20 protein-coding genes are annotated in these 23,252 nt (G+C 53.3%); 7 read left to right on the top strand and 13 right to left on the bottom strand.

The features are described from left to right. The first annotated feature begins 401 nt into the window (after positions 1 to 401). Complete coding sequence (locus COO92_RS02105; protein ID WP_101299479.1) at positions 402 to 1,736, top strand: adenylate/guanylate cyclase domain-containing protein; 1,335 nt, start codon at positions 402 to 404, stop codon at positions 1,734 to 1,736. 863 nt (positions 1,737 to 2,599) lie between these two features. Then, positions 2,600 to 3,070 carry a Dps family protein gene (locus COO92_RS02100; protein ID WP_101299477.1) on the top strand — a complete coding sequence of 157 codons (471 nt, stop codon included), beginning with the start codon at positions 2,600 to 2,602 and terminating at the stop codon, positions 3,068 to 3,070. Positions 3,071 to 3,197: 127 nt separating this feature from the next. On the opposite strand, the gene COO92_RS02095 is transcribed toward COO92_RS02100, so the two are convergent. Both COO92_RS02095 and COO92_RS02090 read right to left on the bottom strand, forming a co-directional pair. Continuing rightward, positions 3,198 to 4,238, bottom strand: a complete 1,041-nt coding sequence (locus COO92_RS02095) for a TRAP transporter substrate-binding protein (RefSeq protein ID WP_101299475.1) — start codon at positions 4,236 to 4,238, stop codon at positions 3,198 to 3,200. Positions 4,239 to 4,388: 150 nt separating this feature from the next. Continuing rightward, positions 4,389 to 5,399, bottom strand: coding sequence for an aromatic ring-hydroxylating dioxygenase subunit alpha (locus COO92_RS02090; RefSeq protein ID WP_101299473.1), 1,011 nt, complete (start codon positions 5,397 to 5,399; stop codon positions 4,389 to 4,391). A gap of 173 nt (positions 5,400 to 5,572) precedes the next feature. On the opposite strand from COO92_RS02090, the gene COO92_RS02085 reads away from it, so the two are divergent. Beyond that, positions 5,573 to 6,289 carry a GntR family transcriptional regulator gene (locus tag COO92_RS02085; protein ID WP_101299472.1) on the top strand — a complete coding sequence of 239 codons (717 nt, stop codon included), beginning with the start codon at positions 5,573 to 5,575 and terminating at the stop codon, positions 6,287 to 6,289. 140 nt (positions 6,290 to 6,429) lie between these two features. Then, entirely contained in the window at positions 6,430 to 7,395 is a 966-nt protein-coding gene (locus COO92_RS02080) for a PDR/VanB family oxidoreductase (RefSeq protein ID WP_101299470.1), read from the top strand. A gap of 54 nt (positions 7,396 to 7,449) precedes the next feature. Here COO92_RS02080 and COO92_RS02075 read toward each other — a convergent pair whose 3' ends face one another. The 7 genes from COO92_RS02075 to COO92_RS02045 all read right to left on the bottom strand — a co-directional run bounded on the left by COO92_RS02075 (position 7,450) and on the right by COO92_RS02045 (position 14,378). Continuing rightward, a complete protein-coding gene (locus tag COO92_RS02075; RefSeq protein WP_101299468.1) occupies positions 7,450 to 8,724 on the bottom strand; it encodes an amidase in 1,275 nt (424 codons plus the stop codon). Between the two features lie 61 nt (positions 8,725 to 8,785). Further along, on the bottom strand, positions 8,786 to 9,469 hold the full coding sequence (locus COO92_RS02070; RefSeq protein ID WP_101299466.1) for a DUF2848 domain-containing protein: 684 nt from the start codon (positions 9,467 to 9,469) through the stop codon (positions 8,786 to 8,788). Between the two features lie 127 nt (positions 9,470 to 9,596). After that, positions 9,597 to 10,877 carry a TRAP transporter large permease gene (locus COO92_RS02065; protein ID WP_101299464.1) on the bottom strand — a complete coding sequence of 427 codons (1,281 nt, stop codon included), beginning with the start codon at positions 10,875 to 10,877 and terminating at the stop codon, positions 9,597 to 9,599. Next, entirely contained in the window at positions 10,874 to 11,422 is a 549-nt protein-coding gene (locus tag COO92_RS02060) for a TRAP transporter small permease subunit (protein WP_101299462.1), read from the bottom strand. The genes COO92_RS02065 and COO92_RS02060 overlap by 4 nt, the downstream gene beginning before the upstream one ends. A 30-nt stretch (positions 11,423 to 11,452) precedes the next feature. Then, complete coding sequence (locus tag COO92_RS02055; protein ID WP_101299460.1) at positions 11,453 to 12,505, bottom strand: TRAP transporter substrate-binding protein; 1,053 nt, start codon at positions 12,503 to 12,505, stop codon at positions 11,453 to 11,455. A 27-nt stretch (positions 12,506 to 12,532) separates the two neighbouring features. After that, positions 12,533 to 13,396: a putative hydro-lyase gene (locus COO92_RS02050; protein ID WP_101300012.1), complete on the bottom strand. Its 864-nt coding sequence runs from the start codon at positions 13,394 to 13,396 to the stop codon at positions 12,533 to 12,535. Positions 13,397 to 13,484: 88 nt separating this feature from the next. After that, positions 13,485 to 14,378, bottom strand: coding sequence for a LysR family transcriptional regulator (locus COO92_RS02045; RefSeq protein ID WP_101299458.1), 894 nt, complete (start codon positions 14,376 to 14,378; stop codon positions 13,485 to 13,487). Positions 14,379 to 14,602: 224 nt separating this feature from the next. Between COO92_RS02045 and msrP the strand changes: the two genes are divergently transcribed. Continuing rightward, on the top strand, positions 14,603 to 15,571 hold the full coding sequence (gene msrP / locus COO92_RS02040; RefSeq protein WP_101300011.1) for a protein-methionine-sulfoxide reductase catalytic subunit MsrP: 969 nt from the start codon (positions 14,603 to 14,605) through the stop codon (positions 15,569 to 15,571). Positions 15,572 to 15,654: 83 nt separating this feature from the next. Here msrP and COO92_RS02035 read toward each other — a convergent pair whose 3' ends face one another. Together COO92_RS02035 and uvrB are read right to left on the bottom strand one after the other, a co-directional pair. Next, on the bottom strand, positions 15,655 to 17,013 hold the full coding sequence (locus COO92_RS02035; RefSeq protein WP_101299456.1) for an Nramp family divalent metal transporter: 1,359 nt from the start codon (positions 17,011 to 17,013) through the stop codon (positions 15,655 to 15,657). A gap of 180 nt (positions 17,014 to 17,193) precedes the next feature. After that, on the bottom strand, positions 17,194 to 19,329 hold the full coding sequence (gene uvrB / locus COO92_RS02030; RefSeq protein ID WP_101299454.1) for an excinuclease ABC subunit UvrB: 2,136 nt from the start codon (positions 19,327 to 19,329) through the stop codon (positions 17,194 to 17,196). A gap of 319 nt (positions 19,330 to 19,648) precedes the next feature. Between uvrB and COO92_RS02025 the strand changes: the two genes are divergently transcribed. Then, positions 19,649 to 20,851 (top strand): aspartate transaminase, encoded by a 1,203-nt coding sequence (locus tag COO92_RS02025; RefSeq protein ID WP_101299452.1) that lies wholly within the window; start codon positions 19,649 to 19,651, stop codon positions 20,849 to 20,851. A gap of 128 nt (positions 20,852 to 20,979) precedes the next feature. Further along, positions 20,980 to 21,786 carry an alpha/beta fold hydrolase gene (locus COO92_RS02020; protein WP_101299450.1) on the top strand — a complete coding sequence of 269 codons (807 nt, stop codon included), beginning with the start codon at positions 20,980 to 20,982 and terminating at the stop codon, positions 21,784 to 21,786. A 96-nt stretch (positions 21,787 to 21,882) separates the two neighbouring features. Here the strand turns inward: COO92_RS02020 and ahpD are convergent, their stop codons facing one another. Continuing rightward, positions 21,883 to 22,419: an alkylhydroperoxidase, AhpD family gene (ahpD, locus tag COO92_RS02015; RefSeq protein WP_101299448.1), complete on the bottom strand. Its 537-nt coding sequence runs from the start codon at positions 22,417 to 22,419 to the stop codon at positions 21,883 to 21,885. Between the two features lie 174 nt (positions 22,420 to 22,593). Then, positions 22,594 to 23,121 carry a peroxiredoxin gene (locus COO92_RS02010; protein ID WP_022731265.1) on the bottom strand — a complete coding sequence of 176 codons (528 nt, stop codon included), beginning with the start codon at positions 23,119 to 23,121 and terminating at the stop codon, positions 22,594 to 22,596. Positions 23,122 to 23,252 lie beyond the last annotated feature (131 nt).

Here is a 23,252-nt window from a genome sequence, read left to right as displayed (position 1 = left end):
AGCAATTTGTCAGTGGTCATTCCCGTCAAAAACGCTATCTTGCTCCTCGAACCACAGCGGTACACACCGCAGCGTGGTACAGAGTTTTCTCCCTGACCGAATTTCGGTCTTTGCCGGGCGCCCTGCCCGGCATACCCAGGGCCCCGAGAGGGGTCCTACGTCTCCCAGACGTGAAGCCTCCCTGATAAACTTGCCGGGCATTTAATATGCCCGGCTTTTTTTTTGTCTTTTTCCCAAATACTCTCGCATCTGCCACGCAAGCGTGATCCGATGTCATCACCCGATGACTTGGCAAAATCATCGCAACCTCGCACTATGATCACAACGGACCGTCCATGGCGGCTATCGTGTATATGCAATCGGTTTGACAGTGACGTCTGCGTGTCAGGGAACAGTTGGTTATGAAAAGCACACTTTGGGCGTTTCTGTTTGGCAAACCGGTGAACGCGCACCTGCCCGAACGCGTCCTGATCGCCATCGAACACCAGCAACGTGACAGTGAAAAGCTGATCGGATGGGTGCAGCTTCTGTTAGTAACAATATTTGCTAGCCTCTATGCTTTTGCTCCGACCAGCGCCATGAACAAGGGATTTCATCCCGTTCCATGGGCCTTGTCACTGTATTTCCTGTTTACCTTTGCACGCCTGATCCTGTCATATCGCATCGCATTGCCACACTGGTTCTTGACGGTATCGGTCATTGCCGACATCGGGCTCTTGATGGTCCTGATCTGGAGCTTCCATATCCAGTATATGCAGCCAGCAAGCTTTTATCTCAAAGCGCCGACAATGATTTACGTCTTCATCTTCATAACCTTACGCAGCCTGCGTTTTGATCCACGCTACATCCTGATTGCTGGTGGGGCGGCCGCCTTTGGCTGGTTGACCCTGGCCCTTTATGTGATCTGGAGCGAAGGTGGAAAAAGCATGATCACGCGCGATTATGTGACCTACCTGACATCAAACTCGATTCTCATCGGGGCAGAGGTCGACAAAATCATCGCCATTGTTCTGGTATCGGGGGTGCTGGCCATTGCGGTACTGCGCGCCCAACGGTCTTTCGTCCGGGCCATTACCGATGAAATTGCCGCCAAGGATCTTTCACGGTTTGTGTCACCTGAAATTGCCGACCGCATCACCCGTGCCGAACATCAAATCAAACCCGGCGAAGGCGATGCTGTCACAGCAACGGTGATGTTTACCGACATCGAAGGCTTTTCAACCATATCGGAACAACTGAGCCCAAAAGAGCTCGCCAAACTGTTAAATGAGTATTTCACCCAGACCAGTGCGGTTATCGACAGGTTCGGCGGGATCATTACCCAGTTTGAAGGCGATGCAATGTTGATCACATTCAACGCGATCACATCCGATCCCGATCACGCCGCCAACGCAGTCCGCACCGCTCTGGCCATTCAGGAAATTGCGCAATCACATACCTTCTGCCACGGCGCAAAAATCAAAACCCGTTGCGGGATTAACACGGGCGAGATCATCGTTGGGGCAATCGGTGCCGAAAACCACCTGACATTTACCGTGCATGGCGACAACGTCAATATTGCCGCCCGGCTTGAGCAGCTCAACAAACAATATGGCAGCTACGTCCTTGCAACCAGGGAAACCCATCGTGCCTGTGGTGATCTGTGCGAAGGATCCGACTGGACGCCCTGTGGCGACGTGATCGTGCGTGGCCGCGCGGCCCCAACGCCAGTGCTTAGCATCGCCAGCCCGTCATAGATCCAAAGCCTGCTCCCCCGTGAGACATCATTACCGCAACCGTAATGCCATGCCCCGGACAAAATAAAAGTCCGGGGAGCCTAAGCTCGCCCGGACTTGGGGACAGATGGTCTTGGGGAGACCGATCAGATGCGCTGCCTTACCCGTGGGGTGCAATCGCTGTGGGGACAGCTTTTTACGGGTCCGATGCTAGTGAGGGAGGGCACCGCATCGATGTTTACGCATCTGACAATTGTGAATATGCCCGCGAAATGCGGCTCAAAAATCGGCCATCCGTGACCATTTCCGGGCGAATTACGGCAAATTGCGGCACAGCACCACCGATGTCGAAATTACGACCAACACAAAAAAAGGGGGCGGGATAAACCCGCCCCCAACTTATTCGGGGTCATCATGGTCTTGGGGAGACCGATCAGCCGCGGAATTTTCAGGCGGGGGGGAAAAGCCTGAAAAATAAGCGATCCAGCATTATGAGGGGGGACAGATTTTGCTGACCGCATCCTCGGCTGACAGTTATGAATTTGGCCGATAAACAAGGCGGGAAAATAGGTCGCATTAGACCATTTCGGGGCGAATTGTGGTCAAACCGAGGCACCTAAAAACTAAGCCATTGATACTATTACAAACCTAAAGGCCACCTCCGAGGTGAGCACGGAAATATCACAACAAAATTTCTGCGCCACCACCAATCACGCATACCCAAACCCCGCCCCAAAATAACCCCACAAGCTGTAATAGAATTGATCTATTGCAAAAGATCACAGGATTGATTGGCATAGAGTTTGTACCAAGCAGATACTGTGTCTAACGAAATTGGGTCGCCACCCTTTTGGGCCCCCACCCCGAATAAAAGGAGAAAACAAATGCAGATTGATATCGGTATCAATGAAACGAACCGCACGGAAATCGCCGACGGCCTTGGCCGCGTTCTGGCAGATTCCTATGCGCTGTATCTGAAAACCCATAACTTCCACTGGAATGTAACGGGTCCGATGTTCCAGACCCTGCACACGATGTTCGAAGGACAATACACCGAACTGGCAACCGCAATTGACGAAGTTGCCGAACGTATCCGGTCGCTTGGTGCATTCGCACCCGCCAGTTTCTCGGCCTACGCCGAACTTTCCTCGATCGACGAAGAAAAAGGCGTCCCTGCTGCCAAGGATATGATCGCACAGCTGATCACAGGGCACGAAACCCTGATCAAAACTGCGCGTTCGCTCTATCCGATTTGCGACAGCGCGGATGATGACGCAACCGCCGACCTTCTGACCGCCCGCATTCAGGTCCACGAAAAAACCGCCTGGATGTTGCGCTCCCTGCTCGAAGGCTGATCGACGAATTTAAAAATTAAAAACGGCCCGGAATGAACTTTCCGGGCCGTTTTTTGTGCCAAGGCAAGCCCCCTGACACGGGGTTGGCAATCAGGAAAGGAGCAACCTGATCGCCGGGCTGAACAGATTAATTCTGCTGGCTGTATTTGGTAATTGCCGCTCTGGCGGCCTTAACCATCGCGGCACCATCGACACCCTTTTCATTCATTTCAGCAATCCAGCGATCAATCACTTCATCGGATTTACCGGCGAACTTGTCGGTTTCTTCGGCCGACAGCTGAATGACTTCCCCTGATTTCGAAAAGATGTCTTCGCCGCGTGGCTCAATCGCATCCCATGCATCGCCAATTTCCTTGGCAATATGTGCCCCGGAATTATCATCGATCACTTTTTTCAATTCATCGGGCAGCGCTTCATACCGATCCTTGTTCATCGCAAACATAAAGACCAGTGTACCAAACCGCACACCGTCGGCACCTTCAAACGAATATTTGGTCATATCCTGAATTTTGAACGGGATGGCAACTTCAAACGGAATCAGCGCACCGTCCACCACGCCAAGCGAAAGAGCCTGTGGCAAATCAGGTACGGGCATGCTGACAGGTTGTGCCCCCCAGCTTTCAAGCATCCAGACACCGGTTCGCGACGGTGCACGAAGTTTCATGCCTTTCAGATCTGCAAGGCTCTCGATCTTCTTTTCGGTAGTAAAAAGTGCCTGCCCCGTATGAACATGGATCAGCAAGGGTTTGATATCGTCAAAATCCTGCGACAGATATTCTTCATAGACATCCTGAATGGCCATATTGGTGACCGCGGCACTTCCGGTATGCACAAACGGAAGCTCAAATACCTCACTGCGCGGATACACGCCGGGCGTATAGCCAAGCGCGCTCCAGCCAAGATCAACCGCACCATCGCGGATATGGCTGTAAAGTTCGGTCGGCTTGCCCCCCAGCGACATGGCGGGATAAATCTCGATCTTGATCCGGCCATCGGACTGTTCTTTAATCCGCTTGGCCCATGGCTCAAGGAACTGGGTTTGTGCCGTGGATTTTGGCCCCAGCACATGTTCAAGAATAAAGGTGAATTCGGGTTCGGCATGCGCAGATATCGCACTCGCCAGACAACCCACAGCAACCGCTGCGGACACACACAGGCGTTTAAACATGATCTACCTCAGACGTTTTCCCTGAAAGTCGCACAACACCCCCGCCCGCTTTTCGCGGTTTTGGTGCGGTTAAATGATGCTGTACGTTTCTCTCTCTTGTTGTCATTTTTCCGAACACAACGGCCCGGACGACTTTATTGGAACTGGCGGTTACCCCGCAGCCAGCGCACGGTCAATCAGGCGCCGCGCGCGCACGCCGCCAGCATCAATGTTGAAATTCAAAAGCTTGCGCTCCGGATTGAGCAGCAAATTGGCCTGCTGCCCTTCGACTACTTCAAGATCCTCGTAGAAGACCTTTGCCTGTGCATCCTTGATATTCTGCGTCAAACCGTGGTCATCAATATCAAAGTTGCGCACCATGCCCCAGTAGTAGCGGCATGTGGTTTCAGTTTCCGGAGTCATCGTGTTCACAACAATCCCGGTGACACCTTTTGATCTGTCTCCCTGTTGCGCACCGGTCCCGGCAAGCGCAACCCCGACATCAATCATGATGTTAGACGGCAATGTGAATGTGCAAATCTGCCAACGGTCACAGACTTCCTTGGATTTCAGGTTATTTGCCCAGAACGGCGGCGGGACAATGTTTTCCATCCAGCGTTCCACCGTAACACTGTCATCATTCGAACGGGTGACTGGCAGGCTTTCGGTGATTTCAAGCTGCCCGATGCTTGACGGATGAACATATGTCTCATGGCTAAGATCCATCAAGTTATCGACCAGAAGCTCATAGCCGCATTTAACGTCATATAAGCCACCGTCAAAAACCCAGCCCTCCTCGGAGGCATGCGGGATCACTGGAATCAGGCTTTCGTCAGCCTTTTCCTTGTCCCCGATCCAGACCCAGACAAACCGGTCTTTTTCAACAACCGGATATGCCCGCACACAGGCCTCGGGGTGGATGCTTTCCTGATTGGGCATATGAACGCATGCCCCGGCGCCGTCAAATTCCAATCCGTGATAGCCACAGATAAGACGATCCCCTTCGACGTAGCCCTGACTCAAAGGCAACAGACGGTGCGGGCAACTGTCTTCAAGTGCGACAACAGAACGGTCAGCACGGCGATACAGAACAATATTTTCATTGCAGATGGTGCGCGCAACCGGCTTACGGCCAATTTCGCCATCCCACCCTGCAACGTACCAGAAGTTACGCAGGAACATGTTTTCTCTCCCTTGGCATCGCGCCAAATCGATTACGTACAGGTGAATGTAAATCCACTCTCTTTTTGTTATGGTTCTAATCGTAATAAAATTGGATCCAATTTGGCAAGAGGCTTTTTTACCAGTCCAATCTGAACTATGATCAGATGCCTATAAAAAAACCAGGATCAAGCATGAGCAAACACGGCCAAAGAGTCCTGATCACATTGCGCAAAATGATCGCCAGCGGGGAACTTCCTCCGGGTGAACGGGTCGCCGAAATTCCGATATCCGAACGGCTTGGCGTTTCGCGTACGCCGGTTCGAATTGCCTTTCGCACCCTCGAACAGGAAGGACTCCTACGCAAAGGTGATCGCCGCGGCTATACCGTGCGCGCCATCACACCAACCGAAATAGCCGATGCCATCGAGGTGCGCGGCGTCCTCGAAGGACTGGCCGCACGCCTGGCTTGCGAGCGCGGTATCTCACCGCCAGCGCGCAACAGCCTTGTTAACTGCCTGTCCACGGGCGATGCCTTGTTTTCAAAGGGATTTCTGACCGATGAGGACATGGAAATCTATCACGATTTCAACATGCAATTCCACAACACCATCATCGAGTCCAGCCGCAATATCGCCATCGAAGACGCCCTGTCACGCAACGATCATTTGCCCTTTGCATCGGTGTCTTCAATCGCCTTTAACCGCGATGACATGTCCGGGGAATACCGGCGTTTTAATTTCAGTCACATGCAGCATCACATCATTTTTGATGCAATAGATAACGGTCAAGGCGCACGGGCCGAAGCCCTGATGCGCGAACATGCCAACGCGGCATTGCGCTACACCAAGATCCTCAGCCCATCGCAGAACATGCCGGAAAACTTCACCGTCATTGAACGCGAAAACTAACACCATCCCCAAAGGCACCCTCTCCATCGACACGCATGGCATTTGACAAAATTGGATCCAATTGATTTAGTCTGGATCCAATTTAATCCCGGGAACAATCACACCTGGACGCAATCCGGGGACAGGGAAGGAAAATCGCCATGCTCAGAACCACCGTCCAACAGATTCATACCCTGACAGATCGCATCCGTGGATTCGATCTCGTTGCATCCGATGGACGCGCGCTTCCGCCGTGTGAACCGGGGGCCCACATCAAGGTCAATGTCACCGACACATCTGGAAATCCGGTCAAACGGTCCTATTCCGTGATCAATCCCGGTCAGACCGACAGATACCGGATCGCCGTCCTGCGTGAAGTCGATGGAGAAGGTGGATCTGCCTTCATGCACGACAAGGTAACAGTCGGTGATGAACTCGACATCGACCTGCCGCAAAATGACTTCCCACTGCACAGTGATGCTCAAAACACCATCCTGATCGCAGGTGGAATTGGCATCACACCCATTTTGGCAATGGCCACAACGCTAACGGCGGGAAAAAAGGATTTCGCCCTGCATTACAGCAGCCGCACCCATCAGGACATGGCCCTGATGCATGATGTGCTTGATGCTGCTACCGGGCGGTGCACGCTTTATTTCGACGGCGGCACACCATCACGCGCAATGCAGCTTTCGACCCTTCTTGGCCCGGCCAAGGCTGGTAAACATGTTTATGTGTGTGGACCGGGCGGTTTGATTGATGCCGTCCTTGATGCCGCACGCCGTCACCGTTGGGCATCTGACAACATCCATTATGAACGGTTTTCAACACCAGCAGCCCAGCTTGATGACAGTGCATTTGAAGTCCACCTTAAACACAGCAACCAAAGTTTTGACGTCCCGGTCGGCAAATCGATCCTTGATGTGCTGATCGACGAGGGCATTGATCCGCTTTATGACTGCAAAAAGGGGAATTGCGGGATTTGTACATCGGCGGTTTTATCGTGCGACGGAGACCTATCCCATCGCGACGCCTATCTGAGTGACGGGCAAAAAAGCCAGAATGATCAAATGTGCATCTGCGTATCGCGCATGCAGGGCGGCGGCAAATTGACGCTGGATCTGTAACGCAAAAGGCCCGGAAAGTTCCGGGCCTTTGTTGATTTTACACCATCATATTGATCAGCCAAAAAGCGGATCGATCTGCCGCGCGGCCTCCAACACCGCCTTGTCATGACCATGCGGGGCACCGATCATCAAGGACGCCGGAACTGTTTGCCCGACAACATTGACCGGAATTGAAATCGCACAGGCATCAACAAGGTTCAAATACCCGGTATTGCGCAACATCATCGCATTCAGATTGTCAAAGTCGGCTTCGACCTCGGCAATCTTGGGTGCCATCATCGGCAAGGTCGGGGCGATCATGACATCGACCTCTGCCATCGCCGATCCAAACTGCGCGATTACATCCGTGCGCCTGGCATAGGCAGCAATCAGGTCATCTTTTGACAGCGTCTCGGCAAACTTAATCCGTGTTAAAACGCGCGGATCACCACATGTTTCGAGCTTGTCGATATCCTTGCCATAAATGGCATGTGCTTCGGCCGACACCAGCATTTTGTTTAGGATCGCATTTTCGGCGATAAAGCCAAGATCAAGTGTCACCAGCTCATGCCCGGCAGCGCGCAACCTTGCACAGACCATCTCGAAATCGGCCTTCACCCGCCCGTCAAGACCATCGACAAAGCCACTGCTCGGCACACCGATGCGCAACGTTGCGGCACTTGCCGGCGCATCAATCACCGTCTGACCCGACATCACTTCAAACACCGTGATCACAGTATCAAGGTCCGATGCCAGCGGCCCCGGCGTATCAAAGCTTTTTGCCAATGGATGGATGCCGTCACCCGACACCGACAGACGCGATGGTTTAAACCCGTAAAGGCCATTGATTGCCGATGGAATGCGAATTGATCCGCCGGTATCGGTGCCCAATGCAAAATCAACTATCCCATGGGCCACGGTCAAACCACCGCCCGACGTCGACCCACCGGGAATGCCATCGGCGTCAAACACATTACCCGGCGTTCCGTAGTGCGGGTTCAACCCGACACCGGAATAGGCAAATTCACTTAATGTGGTGCGCCCAAATGGTATCGCCCCGGCTTCCTTCACCAGCCGGACAACATCGCAATCTTGCGTTGCCGGGGTGCGGCCTTTTAACAGTTCGGATGCCGCCGTGGTGGCAATACCAGCTTCGTCATACAGATCCTTGATCGACACCAGTTTACCGGCAAGCGGCAAGTTGGGATTATCAGAAATCTGTTTTTCACAAAGCCCGGCATCGCGTAAAATCCGGTCGCGATCAAACTCGGTAAAGATTTTACCGGCCAGATCGCCCAACTGATCAACCACGTCAATCGCAGCCGTGACCTTATCGATAATCGCCCCCATCAGGCAGCCTCCGTCCTGTTATGTTTTTTCTCTGCGCACCAAATTGCCCCAAGTTAAGGACTTAGGCGATTTCGGGCAGTTCCTTAATGTCATAGGCGTGCTCGATGGTGCGATCAAGTACCGGGTCATGCAATGCCATTTTAAAACGACGGGCCGGACGAACCCCGCCCTTTGCACCAAGAGTGCCACACAGCATCACCGATGCCTTGCCTTTGTCTGATGTACTCATCAGCCCGGAACCATCGATAAGGTCGATCAAAGGCCGGATCGAGGCAATCGTACCTTCCTGATATAGCACCCAGTCATCGCCATCTTTTTCCTGTACCCAAGACCGCATTTCAATCTGTTCGATATGATCTTTGACCTCATCAAACCGCCAGATTTCCGATGCCACCGGTTTTTCGCAAATCTGTTTGGAAAGCGCGACAGAATGGGCTTCAAGTTCACGGTCGGTATGATCCGACGCCAAACCAAGATAAAGCACACCGTCGTTCGCAATCAGGAACGGCTCGATCTCGCCCGATGTGCCTTTACCAACCACTTCAATGGCGTCTTGCTGGGTGACCATGCCCGATGCGGTGCGGTAATAAAGCGGCACACTTGATGGCGGCTTTACGCCAATTTCGGCCAGTTCATCAATATGATGCTGAATGGCCGCCGCATCGCGCCCGGTCCAGCCGGCAACCGTGCAATGGGCAATATCAAAACTGACTTCTGTGCCCGCAAGAGTGAATGTCATCTGCATGTTGATGTCCCAGTATTCTTGAATTTTTGGGGGTGCCAAGATCAAAGCCCGGCACAATGAAGGGGCCCGGACCGGGATATACCCGGCCCGTCAGCCAAATGGTGTGATGAAGGAACCTGCCCGGCCCCTAAAGGTAATCAGGCAGGAACAAGGCCAGTTGCGGCAGGAAGATCAGGCCGACAATCATCGCCATCATCACCAGAACAAACGGGATCGTGCCCAGCATGACCTCGGAAAGACGTCCGGATTTTCGCGCCCCCTGCACAACATAAAGGTTCAAGCCAACAGGCGGGGTGATCAACGCCATCTCGATCAGAACGATCAAAAGAATGCCAAACCAGACCTTATCAAATCCCATGCCGGTCATGATCGGTACAATGATCGGAATGGTCGCCACCATCAGTGACAGGGTTTCGATGAAGAAACCCAGCACAATATAAAGGGCGATTACGACCATGAGGGTGCCCATCGGGCTGAAATTAAGACCGGTCAAAAGGTCTTTAAGTTCACGTCCCATGCCCGCCGCCGTCAGGGTAAAGTTCAGGAAATACGCCCCGATGATCACAAGCATGATCATGGCGGTAATCCGAACGGTTCCGACCAGACACAATTTAATCATGTCATTGGAAACACCCCGGTTAAAGGCGGCGATCAACATGGCAATCACAACCCCGATGGCCGCAGACTCGGTCGGTGTCGCCCACCCGGCATAGATTGATCCGATCACCGCGATAAACAGGATCAGGATCGGGATCAGATGTCGCAGGCTTCCGATACGTTCCGACCATGTAAATGACCGGCTTTGGCCGCCAAGCGACGGTTTGATTTTGCATAGAACAACCGTGACCAGCATGAAGGCAACCGCCATCACAAGCCCCGGCACCAAACCCGCCAGAAACAGGCGTGGAATGGATGTTTCGGTCAGGAACCCGTAAACGATCAGATTGATCGACGGCGGGATCATGATGCCAAGTGTACCGCCCGCCGCAATCGCCCCGGAAAACAGTTTTGGATCATAGCCAAGCTTTTCGGCCTGCGGCATCGCCACCGTTGCAACCGTGGCCGCCGTGGCCACCGATGATCCTGACGTTGCCGAAAACATCGTCGCGGTCCCGATATTGGCGTGGATCAACCCACCAGGAAGCCAGGAAAACCATTTATCCAGCGCTTCATAGGTTTTTTCGGCAATCCCGCCACGCACCAGAATTTCGCCCAACAGGACAAAGAATGGAATGGCGATCAGGGTTGATGAGTTTGACGATGACCAGACAACCTGACCCAGCCCGCGCAAAAGCGGGAACGGGGTAAAGAACTGGTCAACACCAATGCCCAGCAGAAACAGAACAATCCCGACCGGGATGGATAAGGCCAAAAAGCCCAAAAGGGATGCGGTTACAGCAAAAATCATGTCTCAAGCTCCACTTCGGAGCGCGCACCGACAAGCGCATCGGCCTGATCAAAATCGCGACGCATCATCAATACCAATGACAGGATGACAAGAACGCAGGCCGACGCCGCAAACCAGATCCAGCCCGAAAGCCAGATCGTCTGTGGAATCCAAAGGGGCGTTTCAAGTGTAGTATTGGCCCGCGATCCGCGTTCGATGGTTTTTTCAAGCACCGGCCAGCATTGAAACGCAACAAGTGATGCCACCCCGGCCAAAGCCACAATCGCAATCAGGTCAAGCAACGCCCGACCGCGTGTCTGCAAACGCAACCGGATCAAATCAATGCGGACATGGGCAAGCTCGGTCAGGGCATATGACATCCCCCAACTGGCAACGCCTGCCATAACATATCCTGATATTTCTTCGGCACCGCCAAGCGATATACCGACTTCGCGCAGCACGATTTCTGCGATAATCAGGATCACGGTGCCCGTCAGAACAAGTCCGACGAGCAACGCGATAATGCGGTTTGTGCGGCGGATGGCCGCAATCAATGTATTGGTCACTGTTCCGGCCTCTCCGCCTATTGCTGAAACTTAGTTCAGCGGTACGGTAACACCGACCGTTTTGCCAACGCTATCGTTCCAGCGCGCAACCCAGTCATCACCTGCACGTTCTGCCCATTCTGGCAGGACCGTCTCGGTCAGGATGGATTTTGCCTGTGCAACGTCGGCATCAGACACATCAACCAGCGTCATGTTCGCCGGATCACCCGCCGGGCAGGTGCCATTACCGGTCAAACACGCTACATCATTTTTCAACGCATCTGCGGCAGATGCCCAAGCTGGGGCTTCGAATTTGGTCGTGATTTTATCGGTGATGAATTTCTGGGTTTCCGCCGACAATGAATTCCACTTATCAAGGTTCATCGCGGTAACAACCGGATCCCAGCCGCCCAGCGGAATGGTCATCAGATGGTCGGATACTTCCCACCAACCTGCACTGTACCCGGAACCAGCACCGGTGACAGCGCAATCGATCACACCACGTTCAAGCGCCCCCGGGACTTCCGAAAACGCCACATTCACACCGTTCGCACCCAGTGCTTCAAGGAACTTGGTGGTCATACGGCCCGAACCACGGACTTTTTTGCCTTTAAGATCAGTGATTGAATTCACTTCACCCGCACAGAAAACCACCTGCGGCGGATAAGGTGCAATGGCAAGAACCTTGGAATTGAAACGGGTTTCAAAGATGTCATCAACCATTGGGCGGGCTGCTTCGACCATGGCCTTTGCCTCGGCGGCGGTATTTGCCACCAGCGGCACATCAAGGCCTTCAAGTTCTGGCGCATCACCGACCGCGTAATCACCAACCGTCATGGCAACGTCAAAAACACCGTCGCTCAGCAAACGAAACACGTCGCCACCGCCAATGCCCATCTGATCATGGGTGGTCATCTGAACGGTGATGTCACCGTTTGAATCTGCCGGAAGCGTTTCGGTCCAGAAGGTGTTTTCATACTGTTTATAAAGCGGCAGGCTGCTCCAGCTGCCGACAACCGAAAGTTCTTCGGCGAAAGCAGGGGGGGCAACAAAACCGGCACCAAGTGCCGATACAGCCAAAAGCGAAGAAACCATCTTTTTCATGAGATTAAGTCCTCTCTGATAAGTCGTTTATGATTGATTTGGTTTTGGTGACGTCTGAAGGGAAAATTCCGCGGCTTCTGCAAGAACGTCGGTTACAAGCATCAAGCCCGGTTCGTGCGTGATGGCAAAATCCGGCAACGCGTTGCGAATTGCCATTTGTGGCGTGACTCCGCACGCCCAGAAAACCGGGATGTCCCCCTCGTTGATGACGGGTTCATCGCCAAAATCCGGTTTCATAATATCCGCAATACCGATCTGCGATGGATCACCGATATGAACCGGTGCGCCGTGGGCCAGACGATATCTGTCGGAATACAGGATCGCCCGGATCGCATCACCGGGCGCAAAAGATCGCATCGAAACCACCAAGGGACCGTGAAAACGTCCGGCCGGGGTGGTTGCGATATTTGTCACATACATCGGCACATTACGGTTCGCATCCATGTGGCGTAACCGCACACCGCCGCGCGTAATGGCCGCTTCGAATGAAAATGAACATCCCAGAACGAACGTCACCAGATCATCACGCCAGACATCGGAGACGTCCGTGACGCTGGTGTATTCGGCACTACCACGAAAAACGCGATAACCCGCAAGATCGGTTCGGATATCAAGATCAATGCCCAGTTCCGGGATGTGGGGCGATCCCGGTTCAGACATGCCGATCAGTGGGCATGATTTGGGGTTCTTTGAACAGAACTGCAAAAACTCGTCGGCATAGTCCGCCGGTAAAATCGCAAGGTTCCCCTGAAGGTACCCTGACGAAAAACCGGTCGTCGTTCCTGTGTGCTCGCCACGTCGGATTGATGTGCGCAACGCCAATGGCGTGATCCGCGAAATATCATCCAAATTGGTGTCAACGGAACGGGTGGCGCTTTTTGGTGCGGTCATTTTCAGTCCCATTCTCTGCCTCTGACGAAAGATTGAGAAATGGAACCGATCTTGTCAAGTAATCATTTTAAATGATTTATGATCGTTTTTAACGATCAATTTGATCTGACAGTCGCGCTGCCTCCTGAATAGCCGCGCCAATTTCACCGTTCCGTTCGGCGTAATAAGTGATGACAAAATGCAATGCTGTCAGCGATGCTTCAGGCAAAACCGGGATCGGTTTGATATGGTCGGCCCACTCGGAATTCTTGACCATAAGTGTTGGTAAAACCCCAATTCCAAAGCCCCCCGCCACCAAATGTTTGACCGTCGAAAGCGATGCCGAACCATGCAGGGCCGGTTGTGAAATATCGGGGGCGGCAAAGATACTTTCGACTTCACGAAACGGCGGCGTTCCTTTGGGAAAAGTCACAATTGCGTGCTCGGCCAGATCGCGTAACGTCAAGGGTGCGTCGCCCAATTCCAGATCTTCGGCACAGTACCAGCCAAGCTCAACTGGCTTAAGCGGCGCGGCAACGGCCCCTTGCGGCACGGATTCGCGCAACATGATCGCGACATCCATATCATCATCACTCAACGCCTTGCTAAGCTGCCCGGATGTATCAACCGATAATTCAAACCGGACCTTGGGAAAGTCATCTTTTAACGTGTTAAGCATATCGGTCAGCAACGTATGCACGATGGTTTCCGCAACCCCGATCCTGACCGTCCCGCTAAGCTCGCCGGGATGTGTCAGCTCCTGCCAGATGCGATCACGTGCCCGCGATAAACGCTGCGCTTCCTCGATAAACCGTAACCCCGCCGCAGTCAGGCGCACCTGCCGGTTGCTGCGGTCAAACAGCATCATGCCCAGCTTCTTTTCAAGCGCGGAAACGCGGGCTGAAATCGCCGATTGCGACAGGTTGTATTTCTGCGCTGCTGCGCGAAATCCACCGGCCTTGACGATATCTTGCAATATTTCGATATCTTTGAACTCAAACACGTACCACCACCCTGATTTGATCTGATTTCGATCACAATACCTATCTGTCGATCACTTCGCACGATCAATTGATGGAAAAATTGATCAATTCGCGGTTTGTCGCCGTACCAACAAGGACCAACAAACTGAAATCAAACACGTCTCACTGGCTGTTCACCGAGGCGTGACTTGCCCGAATGTCATTTTGCGCGGACATTATGTTCAGTGCGATTTTGGAGGAAGCAATGCTGATACGCCGCAACAAAGGCTGGGAAATCCCGGAACGTGAAGCCACCCCCGAAGCGGTTTATAAAAACCGCCGGCAGTTTCTAAAAGGGATTGCTGCTGGTTCAATCGGTGCTTCCGCCGCAGCCATGCCGCTTGGCAGTGCCCTTGCACAAGGGACAAGCCCCACCGCCGACCTTTATCCGGTGACCCGCAATCCGGCCTATACCGTTGATCGCGAAATGACCGAAAAGGCCAAGGCGCTGACCTATAACAACTTCTATGAATTCGGGTCACACAAATCCATCTCATCAGCCGCACAGGCGCTTAAACTGCGTCCATGGACGGTCAAGATCGACGGGATGGTCGAAAAGCCGATTGAAATCGATTTCGAAGACCTGGTGCGCAAAATGCCGCTTGAAGAGCGGGTCTATCGTTTTCGCTGTGTCGAAGCATGGGCCATGACCGTCCCGTGGTCAGGCTTTCCGATGAAAGCACTGGTTGATTTTGCCAAGCCATTGTCAGGCGCAAAATATGTCGAAATGGAAACCGCCAGCCAAAAAGAAACCATGCCGGGCCTGCGCCAGTTCTGGTATCCATGGCCTTACGTCGAAGGCCTGTCGATGGCCGAGGCCACCAACGAGCTGACCATGATTGCCACAGGCATCTACGGCGAAGAAATGCCCAAACAAAACGGTGCACCGCTGCGTTTGGTCACCCCGTGGAAATACGGGTTCAAAAACATCAAGTCGATAGTGCGTATCACCTTTACCGACAAACGCCCGGTTAGCTTCTGGGAAGAACTCAACAAGGATGAATACGGTTTCTGGGCCAATGTGAACCCCAAAGTCCCCCATCCGCGCTGGAGTCAGGCACAGGAACGCCTGCTCAATAACGGCGAAACCGTCCCGACCCAGATTTACAACGGCTACGGCGACTATGTGGCTGATATGTACAAGGGCATGGAAGACGAAAAACTGTTTATGTAATCCCTCCCCGACCCACGACGTCCCAACGAAGAAGGGCTGCCACACGGCAGCCCTTCTTTGCATGTCAAACGATGCCCTGCCGATCAGATCATCACATCATTAAACGTGATGTCATAAAGCAGCTTGATGTTCAGCGCGATGATGATCGCTGCAATCAGCGATGCGGCAATCGTCAGCCACATCGGCGCCCGCAAATCACCCATCTTTTCACGCGACGCGGTAAACATCACAAGCGGCACCACGGCAAACGGCAGCTGGAAACTCAAAACCACCTGCGACAGGATCAAAAGCTTGGCGGTTTGCCCTTCACCGTAAATCACCGTCACGGCAATCGCCGGGACAATCGCAATCAGGCGGGTCACCAACCGCCGCATCCAGTTGGGCAGGCGAATGTTGATAAACCCTTCCATCACGATCTGACCGGCCATGGTCGCGGTCACCGTCGAACTGAGCCCGCAACATAAAAGTGCAATGGCAAACAGGGCCGGGGCAACCGATGCGCCCAGTAACGGCGCCAGCAACTCATGGGCAATCCCGATATCATCGACATTCGTGCGTCCCGCGACATGGAACGTGGCGGCCGCCAATATTAGGATCGATGCATTGATCAGAAGCGCAAATGACAGGGCAATGGTGGAATCAAGCGTGGCATATTTAAGCGCCTCACGCTTGCCTTCGGGGGTGTGCTCATAGGCCCGCGTCTGCACAATGCCCGAATGCAGATAGAGGTTATGAGGCATCACCGTTGCACCAATAATGCCAAGTGCCAGATACAGCATATTCTGATTGCCAATCAGATCGACTGTCGGGGCAAAACCGACAATCACCCCATGCCAATCGGGGTTGGCCATCGCAATCTGAACCCCAAAGCAGACCGATATCACCGCCAGTAATGAGATGATAAATCCTTCGACCCAGCGAAACCCGCGCCCCTGTAACCACAGGATCAAAAGGACATCGGCTGCTGTGATCAGAACCCCCAATTCAAGCGGGATCGAAAACAACAGATTAAGCGCAATCGCCGTCCCGATCACTTCGGCCAGATCGGTCGCACAGATGGCCAGTTCCGCCAAAACCCAAAGCGGCCATGACACCCAGTTCGGAAACGCATCCCGGCACGCCTGCGCAAGATCGCGGCCTGACCCGATGGCCAGCCGCGCGCATAGTGATTGCAAAACAATCGCCATGACGTTGGATAACAAGGCGACAAACAGCAACGCATAGCCAAACTGCGATCCACCGGCCAGTGATGTCGCCCAGTTTCCCGGGTCCATATAGCCGACCGCAACCAGATACCCCGGCCCGGCAAAGGCCAGAAACTTACGGAATTTTCCCGACTGGTTGGACACGGCAATGGATCGAAACACCTCCATCAAGGATGGATCGGATGCGTCACTGCGCCATCCCGCATCACGTGCGGGGGCTTGCTTGGCTTCGGACATCTGAAAACGGCCTGACTGTGAAATACCCTTACGGTCTGTAAGGTCACTATTTATGACGCGGCTTCCAAAGTTAGTCAAGCCTAACTTTATGGCAAATTCGACACATTTTAGAAGTTGGAATACCGCCCCGAACCCCACCCCAAACCTCGGTAGCCAAAGACCACAAGATCAATTCATGTCTTAAGGCCCCTTGCGGCGGCGCCCCTTGTATTTTGATTTATTGGCTGATTTCGAACCGGGTCCGATAGTACCAATCGTTCGCGCCATTGGCCCTGCTTCGGCCAGACCAAGTTCCTGATCTTCAAGTCGCTTGATCTCGTCACGCAGACGGGCGGCTTCCTCAAACTCAAGGTTCCCGGCGGCATCACGCATGCGTTTTTCAAGATCTTCGATATGGGCACGCAGGTTATGACCAATCAGCGTATCGCCCGACACACCGGTATCGACCGTGACGTAATCCTGTTCGGCGACACTTTCGATGACGTCATTGATCCGCGACCGCACACTTTCGGGCGTAATGCCATGTGCCTCATTGTAGGCAACCTGCTTTTCGCGCCGACGGTTGGTTTCATCAATCGCGTATTCAAGGCTGTCGGTCATCTTATCGGCATAAAGCAACACACGCCCATCAACGTTACGCGCCGCACGGCCAATGGTCTGCACCAGTGATGTTTTCGACCGCAGGAACCCTTCTTTGTCCGCATCCAGAATCGCCACCAGCGCACATTCGGGAATGTCCAACCCTTCACGCAGCAAGTTAATCCCGACCAGCACATCAAACACGCCAAGACGCAAATCGCGGATAATCTCTATCCGTTCCAGCGTATCAATATCGGAATGGAGATACCGCACCCTGATGCCATGTTCGTGCAGATATTCGGTCAAATCTTCGGCCATGCGCTTGGTCAGGGTCGTGACCAGAACCCGCTGCCCTTTGGCGGCACATTCCTTGGCCTCACCCAGCAAGTCATCAACCTGCGTTTCGACGGGGCGGATAATACACACCGGATCAATCAACCCGGTTGGCCGGATCACCTGTTCGGTAAACACGCCGCCCGTACGTTCCATTTCCCATTTGCCCGGTGTTGCCGACACAAACACGCTTTGCGGGCGCATCGCTTCCCATTCTTCGAATTTCAGCGGTCGGTTATCAACACAGCTTGGCAGACGGAATCCATGCTCGGCGAGCGTGAATTTGCGGTTAAAGTCACCCTTGAACATGCCGCCGATTTGGGGCACGGCAACGTGGCTTTCATCGACAAACAGCAACGCATTTTCGGGCAAATACTCAAACAGGGTCGGCGGCGGATCACCGGGATTACGCCCCGACAACCACCGCGAATAGTTTTCGATCCCTTTGCAATGGCCAACCGTTTCCATCATCTCAAGATCAAACGTCGTGCGCTGCTCAATCCGCTCAGCTGCCAGAAGCTTTCCCTCGTTCTGGAACTGGGCAAGGCGGTCTTTCAGCTCCTGCTTGATACCCGTCATGGCCTGCACCAAGGTCGGGCGCGGGGTGACGTGGTGCGAATTGGCATAAACCGTGACCGAATCCATGCTGGCAAATTTATGCCCGGTCAGCGGATCAAACTCGGCCAGTTCCTCAATCTCGTCCCCAAACATCGACACTCGCCATGCGCGGTCTTCCGAGTGGGCCGGGAAAATTTCCAAAACATCGCCGCGCACCCGGAATGTCCCGCGTGAAAATGCGGCGTCATTGCGGGTATATTGCAGTTCGACCAAACGCTTCATGATGTCGTTGCGAACAACTTCATCGCCAACCGAAATGCGCTGCGTCATTTCAAGATAGGTTTCAACCGCCCCAATACCGTAAATGCACGATACCGATGCAACGATGATACAGTCGTTCCGCTCTAAAATCGCACGGGTTGCCGCGTGACGCATCCGGTCGATCTGCTCATTGATCGACGAGTCTTTTTCGATATAGGTATCAGAGCGCGGCAAATAGGCTTCCGGCTGATAATAGTCGTAATAAGACACGAAATACTCGACCGCATTTTCCGGAAAAAAATACTTCATTTCCGCGTAAAGCTGGGCGGCGAGTGTCTTATTGGGGGCCAGAACCAATGCCGGACGCTGGGTCTGTGAAATGATGTTGGCCATGGTAAAGGTCTTGCCCGACCCGGTCACACCCAGCAGAACCTGATCACGCTCATCATCATTGATGCCGTCCATAAGCTCGGCAATCGCGGCGGGCTGATCACCTGCTGGCTGATATTCGGTCACCAGCTTGAATTCCCGCGATCCTTCGACCGGCGGGCGGCGTTTTGTCAAAAATTCCGGTAGCGCATTCATCGGGCAGGCCCCTGTTTTATCCTATGTGTAGTTATAAGACAGATATGCCCAACCGCAAGCCCCACCCCTGACACATCCTGTCAGGAAATGTCAGGAGATGTCAGGACGCCACTCAATGGGAACAATGCCCAATTCATGGCGTTAAGGGTTAAGTTCTTTCCGATCAGACAGATCAAGGGTCGAAAATACGATCAAATCATCCCAAAGAACCCGCAGAAGCGCCGAATGAGCCTTGAATTGCAATTAAGGCAGGCGTAGGGTCCGATCCGAAAGAACGCGATTCTTTTCACTTCTTTTTTCATTCCAGGGAAACAGACCAATGGCGTTTATTGCCGACCGTTTGAGCCGTATCAAACCTTCTCCCACCATTGCCGTCACCACCAAAGCCGCCGAGCTCAAAGCCGCTGGCGTTGATGTGATCGGTCTTGGCGCAGGTGAGCCGGATTTCGATACCCCCGACAACATCAAAGCCGCTGCCAAAGCCGCCATCGATGCAGGCAAGACCAAATACACTCCGGTCGCCGGCACACCCGAGCTGCGCAAGGCAATTGTCGAAAAGTTCAAACGTGAAAACGACCTGGAATACACTATCGACGAAATCACCGTCGGGTGTGGTGGTAAACAGACCCTGTTCAATGCGTTCTTTGCAACGCTGAACGCGGGCGACGAAGTTGTCATCCCGGCACCGTACTGGGTTTCCTACCCGGATATGGCGCTGATGGCCGAAGGCACCCCTGTCATTGTTGAATGTCAGGAAGAAAACGATTTTAAAATCACCGCAGCCGAACTTGAAGCTGCCATCACGCCAAAAACCAAATGGGTGGTTCTGAACTCCCCGTCCAACCCGACCGGTGCTGCCTATTCGCGCGGTGAGTTGCGCGCGATTGCGGACGTTTTGCTCAAACATGAAAATGTCTACATCATGTCTGACGACATGTATGAGCACCTCGTTTATGACGGGTTCGAATTCACCACCATCGCGCAGGTTGAGCCAAAGCTCAAAGCCCGCACGTTGACCTGTAACGGTGTCTCGAAATCCTATGCCATGACCGGTTGGCGTCTTGGCTATGCGGCAGGTCCGGTTGAGCTGATCAAGGCGATCAACAAGGTTCAGTCCCAGTCGAGCACGCATACATCGTCGATCAGTCAGGCTGCTTCGGTCGAGGCCCTGAACGGTCCGCAGGATTTCCTTGCCGAACGCGCAGAAGTTTTCAAAGGCCGTCGTGATCTGGTTGTCGCAGCCCTGAACGAATGCGAAGGCCTGTCTTGCAAAAAACCCGAAGGTGCGTTTTACGTTTATCCGTCCTGTGCGGGCGTAATCGGCAAAACCACCCCGGACGGCACGAAAATCGAAACCGATACCGATTTCATCACCTACCTGCTTGAAGCAGAAGGTGTTGCTGCGGTTCCGGGTTCGGCATTTGGTCTGGCCCCGTATTTCCGCATTTCCTATGCGACCTCGGATGCGGCCCTGACCGAAGCCTGCGCAAGGATCAAGCGTGCTTGTGCTGCTTTGAAATAGGGCGCACGGGTTCAGCATTTCCTCGCTGAAAAACATTTCACAGGGTCCGGCACTTGCCGGGCCCTGTTTTTTTGTCCATTATCCAATTCAACAATTGCGCACCAAATTACCGATAAATCGGACACGCCATGTTAAACGAGAATTTCTATGTCACCGTCGACGGGGTCAGCCTGTCCTGCCAACGGATCATTCCCCTCGATGTGATGGACGATGTCCCCACCATCATTTTCCTGCACGAGGCCCTGGGCACCATTCGCATGTGGCGCGACTTTCCGGCAAAGCTTGCCACCGCCACCAAACATCCGGTGATCATTTATGAACGGCGTGGCCATGGACGGTCTGATCCACATGGGAACGGAGATGTCCCGCGCCCGATTGATTTTCACAATGTCGAAAGTGATGTCTATCTGCATGGATTGATCAGCCAACTTGGTCTCACCCGCCCGATCCTGTTTGGGCACAGCGACGGGGCCACCATTGCCCTTAAATATGCCGCACGCTTTCCCGACAATGTTAGCGCTGTCATATCCGAAGCCGCCCATGTGTTCGTTGAAGACGTCACCATTGCCGGGATCAATGATGCGGCCTCAATCTATGCCACGACCGACTGGAAAACCAAACTCGAACGCCATCATTTTTTCCAGACCGACATGGTGTTCAAATCATGGGTCGATACATGGCGCCAGCCGGAATTTCGCGACTGGAACATGGTTGACGAACTGCCCAACATCACCTGCCCGCTTTTGGTGATACAGGGCGATGATGACCAGTTTGGCAGTGACTATCAGGTCGACACCATCTGTAAACATGTCAGCGGCCCGGTGACCAAAATGCTGATCAAGGAATGCGGCCACATCCCGCATTTTGATCAACCCGATCACGTGATTACTGCGAGCCTAAAACACCTTGGCATCAAAGCACCTGTCACAGCCTAGGGCCAGGTGCCAACACCATCAAAACAAACAAAGCCCCGACTGCATCATGCAACCGGGGCTTTTCCGTTCGGGCCGTAACCCGGAAATTCTGCTGGCTTAGTCGGCCAATGCGTCTTCGGCGTCGATGACAACCGCGACCGCATGGATCACAGACGCAATACGGATCGCATTCTGGATGGTTTCTTTTTTGACACCAGCGCCTTTAAGCACCTTGTCATGGCTATCGATGCACATGCCACAGCCATTGATCGCCGAAACCGCAATTGAAAACAGCTCAAAATCAGCTTTATCAATGCCCGGCTTGCCGATGATGTTCATCCGAAGGCGCGCAGGCATAGAACCATATTCGTCATCTGAAACCAGATGCACAAACCGGTAATAGATATTGTTCATGCCCATGATTGCGGCCGCCCCCTTGGCGGCTTCAAGGGCTTCTTCGGAAAGCTTGGCTTTGGCTTCTGCGGCAACTGCCTTGATCAATTTGGCGTTGCGCGATGCGAAAGCACAGGCCAGCGCGGTGCCGTAAACCTGTTGATCGGTCATGCCCGGATTGTTCGCCATGCTCGACAGGTTCAGCTTCAGGTCCTTGGCATAGGCTGGCATTGCGTCTTTGATTTCGGTAATCGAAGTCATTGGTTTTCCCCTGAATTACGTGATGCGAACGTCGCAAAAATCATTAAACAAATCAGCCGCCACCCAACTGCCTCATGTGCAGGCATCAGGATCGATAAATATCCGATGGGCTGAAAGCGGGACCGGGCAGATGCCCGATCCCAAAATCGTCTGGATTAAATCGCGTAAAGCGACTTAGAGGGTTTCGTCACCCTGGGTCCAGTTGCACGGGCACAGCTCGTCGGTCTGAAGCGCATCAAGAATACGCAGTGCTTCATGCGGGTTACGACCAACGTTAAGGTCGTTTACCTGCACGTGACGGATGATGTTGTCCGGATCAACGATGAAGGTCGCACGCAGCGCAACACCGGCGTCTTTGGCCAGAACACCAAGAGCGGTCGAGAGTTCTTTTTTCTCGTCAGCCAGCCATACGAACGGGCTGTCGCCCAGATCTTCGTGGTGGGTGCGCCATGCAGCATGGACGAAATCGGTATCGGTCGAGCAGCCCAGAAGAACCGCATCACGGTCTTCGAAATCACCGTTCAGTTCGCCGTAACCAACAATTTCGGTCGGGCAAACAAAAGTGAAATCTTTCGGCCAGAAGAACAAAATCTTCCATTTGCCGTCATAGGACTTATCGGTAACCGGTGCGAAGCTATCCGGGGATTTTCCCGAAACACCAGTCAGATTAAATTCAGGAAGCGTATCACCAACGGTAAGCATTATGGTTACTCCTAACCCTAGTTAAAAAATCCAATTGCGGCCCCCGACAGGCCGCTAATTCTTGTACGCAAGTGCGAAATGAACACTCACTGCTGGCGATTTGTAGTGAAATGCACTAACTAAGACAAATA

This window comes from Thalassospira lohafexi, from assembly GCF_002844275.1.
In the GTDB taxonomy this organism is placed as follows: Bacteria; Pseudomonadota; Alphaproteobacteria; order Rhodospirillales; family Thalassospiraceae; genus Thalassospira; species Thalassospira lohafexi.
Note: the sequence above shows the minus strand (reverse complement) of the source record. Positions and strands in the feature narration are given on the sequence as shown.

What these genes read in the sequence shown, in the direction of transcription:
- COO92_RS02085 (WP_101299472.1), top strand. Translation starts at nt 5,573, where the DNA reads ATGAGCAAACACGGCCAAAGAGTCCTGATCACATTGCGCAAAATGATC.
- COO92_RS02020 (WP_101299450.1), top strand. Translation starts at nt 20,980, where the DNA reads ATGTTAAACGAGAATTTCTATGTCACCGTCGACGGGGTCAGCCTGTCC.
- COO92_RS02050 (WP_101300012.1), bottom strand. Translation starts at nt 13,396, where the DNA reads ATGACCGCACCAAAAAGCGCCACCCGTTCCGTTGACACCAATTTGGAT.
- COO92_RS02065 (WP_101299464.1), bottom strand. Translation starts at nt 10,877, where the DNA reads ATGATTTTTGCTGTAACCGCATCCCTTTTGGGCTTTTTGGCCTTATCC.
- uvrB (WP_101299454.1), bottom strand. Translation starts at nt 19,329, where the DNA reads ATGAATGCGCTACCGGAATTTTTGACAAAACGCCGCCCGCCGGTCGAA.
- COO92_RS02090 (WP_101299473.1), bottom strand. Translation starts at nt 5,399, where the DNA reads ATGTTCCTGCGTAACTTCTGGTACGTTGCAGGGTGGGATGGCGAAATT.
- COO92_RS02025 (WP_101299452.1), top strand. Translation starts at nt 19,649, where the DNA reads ATGGCGTTTATTGCCGACCGTTTGAGCCGTATCAAACCTTCTCCCACC.
- ahpD (WP_101299448.1), bottom strand. Translation starts at nt 22,419, where the DNA reads ATGACTTCGATTACCGAAATCAAAGACGCAATGCCAGCCTATGCCAAG.
- COO92_RS02035 (WP_101299456.1), bottom strand. Translation starts at nt 17,013, where the DNA reads ATGTCCGAAGCCAAGCAAGCCCCCGCACGTGATGCGGGATGGCGCAGT.
- COO92_RS02100 (WP_101299477.1), top strand. Translation starts at nt 2,600, where the DNA reads ATGCAGATTGATATCGGTATCAATGAAACGAACCGCACGGAAATCGCC.
- COO92_RS02075 (WP_101299468.1), bottom strand. Translation starts at nt 8,724, where the DNA reads ATGGGGGCGATTATCGATAAGGTCACGGCTGCGATTGACGTGGTTGAT.
- COO92_RS02010 (WP_022731265.1), bottom strand. Translation starts at nt 23,121, where the DNA reads ATGCTTACCGTTGGTGATACGCTTCCTGAATTTAATCTGACTGGTGTT.
- COO92_RS02105 (WP_101299479.1), top strand. Translation starts at nt 402, where the DNA reads ATGAAAAGCACACTTTGGGCGTTTCTGTTTGGCAAACCGGTGAACGCG.
- msrP (WP_101300011.1), top strand. Translation starts at nt 14,603, where the DNA reads ATGCTGATACGCCGCAACAAAGGCTGGGAAATCCCGGAACGTGAAGCC.
- COO92_RS02095 (WP_101299475.1), bottom strand. Translation starts at nt 4,238, where the DNA reads ATGTTTAAACGCCTGTGTGTGTCCGCAGCGGTTGCTGTGGGTTGTCTG.
- COO92_RS02055 (WP_101299460.1), bottom strand. Translation starts at nt 12,505, where the DNA reads ATGAAAAAGATGGTTTCTTCGCTTTTGGCTGTATCGGCACTTGGTGCC.
- COO92_RS02070 (WP_101299466.1), bottom strand. Translation starts at nt 9,469, where the DNA reads ATGCAGATGACATTCACTCTTGCGGGCACAGAAGTCAGTTTTGATATT.
- COO92_RS02080 (WP_101299470.1), top strand. Translation starts at nt 6,430, where the DNA reads ATGCTCAGAACCACCGTCCAACAGATTCATACCCTGACAGATCGCATC.